This is a genomic window from Lamprobacter sp. (assembly GCF_034860625.1).
In the GTDB taxonomy this organism is placed as follows: Bacteria; Pseudomonadota; Gammaproteobacteria; order Chromatiales; family Chromatiaceae; genus Lamprobacter.
The window spans coordinates 1-2,203 of record NZ_JAYESN010000382.1 but is presented as its reverse complement, the minus strand read 5'-3'; the positions used below and the strand labels follow the sequence as shown (position 1 = coordinate 2,203).

The 2,203-nt window shown below is 63.7% G+C and carries 5 protein-coding genes; 3 read left to right on the top strand and 2 right to left on the bottom strand.

Annotated elements, in window-relative coordinates; all coding sequences use genetic code 11:
- The coding region (locus tag VBE63_RS27845) for an ExeA family protein (protein ID WP_323686237.1) at window positions 1–423 on the top strand (423 nt) is incomplete at its 5' end.
- Window positions 420–626 (top strand): hypothetical protein, encoded by a 207-nt coding sequence (locus VBE63_RS27840; protein ID WP_323686236.1) that lies wholly within the window; start codon window positions 420–422, stop codon window positions 624–626. The genes VBE63_RS27845 and VBE63_RS27840, both read left to right, overlap by 4 nt.
- A 303-nt stretch (window positions 627–929) precedes the next feature.
- Here VBE63_RS27840 and VBE63_RS27835 read toward each other — a convergent pair whose 3' ends face one another.
- Window positions 930–1,430 carry a DUF4351 domain-containing protein gene (locus VBE63_RS27835; RefSeq protein WP_323686235.1) on the bottom strand — a complete coding sequence of 167 codons (501 nt, stop codon included), beginning with the start codon at window positions 1,428–1,430 and terminating at the stop codon, window positions 930–932.
- Between VBE63_RS27835 and VBE63_RS27830 the strand changes: the two genes are divergently transcribed.
- Complete coding sequence (locus tag VBE63_RS27830) at window positions 1,422–1,724, top strand: hypothetical protein (protein ID WP_323686234.1); 303 nt, start codon at window positions 1,422–1,424, stop codon at window positions 1,722–1,724. The genes VBE63_RS27835 and VBE63_RS27830 overlap by 9 nt on opposite strands.
- 28 nt (window positions 1,725–1,752) lie before the next feature.
- Here the strand turns inward: VBE63_RS27830 and VBE63_RS27825 are convergent.
- The coding region (locus VBE63_RS27825; protein ID WP_323686233.1) for a hypothetical protein at window positions 1,753–2,203 on the bottom strand (451 nt) is incomplete at its 5' end.

Genomic DNA, 2,203 nt, shown 5'->3' with positions numbered 1-2,203 from the left:
ATCGTCGATGAGGCGCATCACCTGCGCAATGAGGTGCTCGAGGATCTGCGGCTGCTGACGAACTACAACATGGATTCGGAGAACCGGCTGTGTCTGTTGCTGGTCGGGCTCACGGAGTTGCGCCGGCGCTTGACGATGGCGGTGCATGAGTCACTGGCGCAGCGCATCGTGGTGCGCCATCACTTGAGCGGGCTGACGCGTGAGGAGGTGCCTGAGTATCTGCTCCATCGCCTGCGCCTGGCCGGCTGTGAGCTGGCGTTGTTCGAACCCCCGGCGGTGGAGGCACTGTTCCAGGCCACCCAGGGGATGCCGCGTAAGGTCAATCGCTTGGCGCATTATGCGCTGACCAGTGCGGCCCTTGAGCAGGCGCGTCAGGTCACGGCCGAGCATGTGCAGGCGGCGCGTGAGGAGGTGGCGGCATGAGTGGCTTGGCGGAGCTGATCACCTTTGAGCTGCCGGATCATTGGACCCCCGAGCAGGCCCTGGCGGTGCAGGAGGCCTTGGAGGCATTCTCTGAGGCGCTCTTCGCCTATTACGGTGCGCAGATGCAGGCGCTGATCGCGGAGGAGACGTGCCGCAATGAGCAACTGGAGTTGCTTGAGTTCGACGATCCGTTGCCGTTTTAGCGCTCCTTCGCCTTCCTCTCCGGCGGGCCGTCTGGCCCGCCCACCCCCGCGCAGAGCCATCCCAACCCTCTGCCGTGCGCTGAGGACCTCAGCGGCGCCTTCCCCACGCTCGCGTTCGTCCTTCACGACGCTCCTGTTTCCGCGCTCGTCCACCTGCTCTGACTCGATCACCGGGGTGATCAATCCGGGAGAACACCAGCAATGCCTAACGGAATAGCTCGGGAATCTGACGGGGAATCAGCGTGAGAGCTAACATTTAGGCCGGTGTTGAGGTTGAGGGTCCAGTGGGGTTGCACGGGTTGCTCAGACGTTGGGTTGGCGTATGGGATGCGCGGCGAGCCAGGTCTCGAGGTCAGCGGCGGCGCTGAAGTCGAGTAGCGCTTCGCCAAGGTCTTCGAGTTGGTCGACGGATAGCGCCTGCACGCGCGCTTGTTGCGCTTTGCTCAGCGTGCCGAGGCGGCGGCGCAGTTGGCGCAAGGCCATCCGTTGGGCTTCGCGCTGGCGGCCTTCCTGTCGACCTTCTTCTAGCCAAATCGGCTGGTTTTTGGCGACGATCTCCCGATAGGCGCGGGTCTGTTCGAGTGGGGTCAGTTCACCGAGCATGACGAGAATCTCCTCTAAGGTCTGGTCCTGAAAGCGCGCCATCAGCCAGGATTGGAAGACATCGAGACAGTGGCGGCGGGCGGTGTCGGACAGCGGGGCTTGTTGGATCTGACCATAGGCGATGGGGGCTTGTTCGCGCAAGCTCGCGCCGATGGTGTTGGGGGCGGTCACCTGCCCTGCTCCGTTCAGGCCTTGGGCCATGGCGAGCGCCTCAAGCGCCAGGCCGGTGTCGGCATCCAACAGGCGAATCCCGGGTTGGATGAGCTGGCGCAGGAAGGCGTGCTCGGGTTCGGGCCAGGCTTCGACCTCCAGCAGTGTGAGGGTGACCGGGTTGTCGAGGTCGGCTGGGACGTTGGCCTGGAGGCCGCTGTTGTGGCGGGCTGGCCGTCGCCGAGCTGGGCGTGGCGGAACAGTTGCACCTGCTCGGCGTTGTTGAAGCGCTCCGGCTGCTCGACCGCGACCGGCTCGGCCTCGAACCAGGCTTGGCCTTATTGATCGAAGGCTCGAGGCGGCGACTGATCGCTCAGTGAAACACCGCCTCCGGCTTCTCTGCCGTGAGGATGCGCTCGGACCATTCCAGCAGCGTCTCGGCGTCAGCCTCTTGAATCTGCTGGCGTAGCTTCACATCCGTCGGGCCGGATTTGCGCTCTATCAGGCGTAGCAGGAACTCGGCTTCGCCTTGACGCTTGCCCAGTTCCATGCCCTGCTCAATGCCCTGCTCAATGCCCTGCTCAATGCCCTGCTCAATGCCGAGCTCGATGCCCTGCTCACGGCCCTGCTCAATATATCGATCGATAAAGGTCTGCATGATCGGATCTCCCGGTGAGGTCTGCTCCAACAACTGGCGGGCGTCGTCTTCCGCCACCCGTTGCGTGCCTTGGACATAGTATCGTAGCAGCGATTCCAGAATCTCCAGCGCCGTATCGCGGTCGGCGATCTGGTCGATCAGGGCGATCAGCCGCTCGAGGTGTTCA

What these genes read in the sequence shown, in the direction of transcription:
- VBE63_RS27835 (WP_323686235.1), bottom strand. Translation starts at nt 1,430, where the DNA reads ATGGCCCAAGGCCTGAACGGAGCAGGGCAGGTGACCGCCCCCAACACC.
- VBE63_RS27840 (WP_323686236.1), top strand. Translation starts at nt 420, where the DNA reads ATGAGTGGCTTGGCGGAGCTGATCACCTTTGAGCTGCCGGATCATTGG.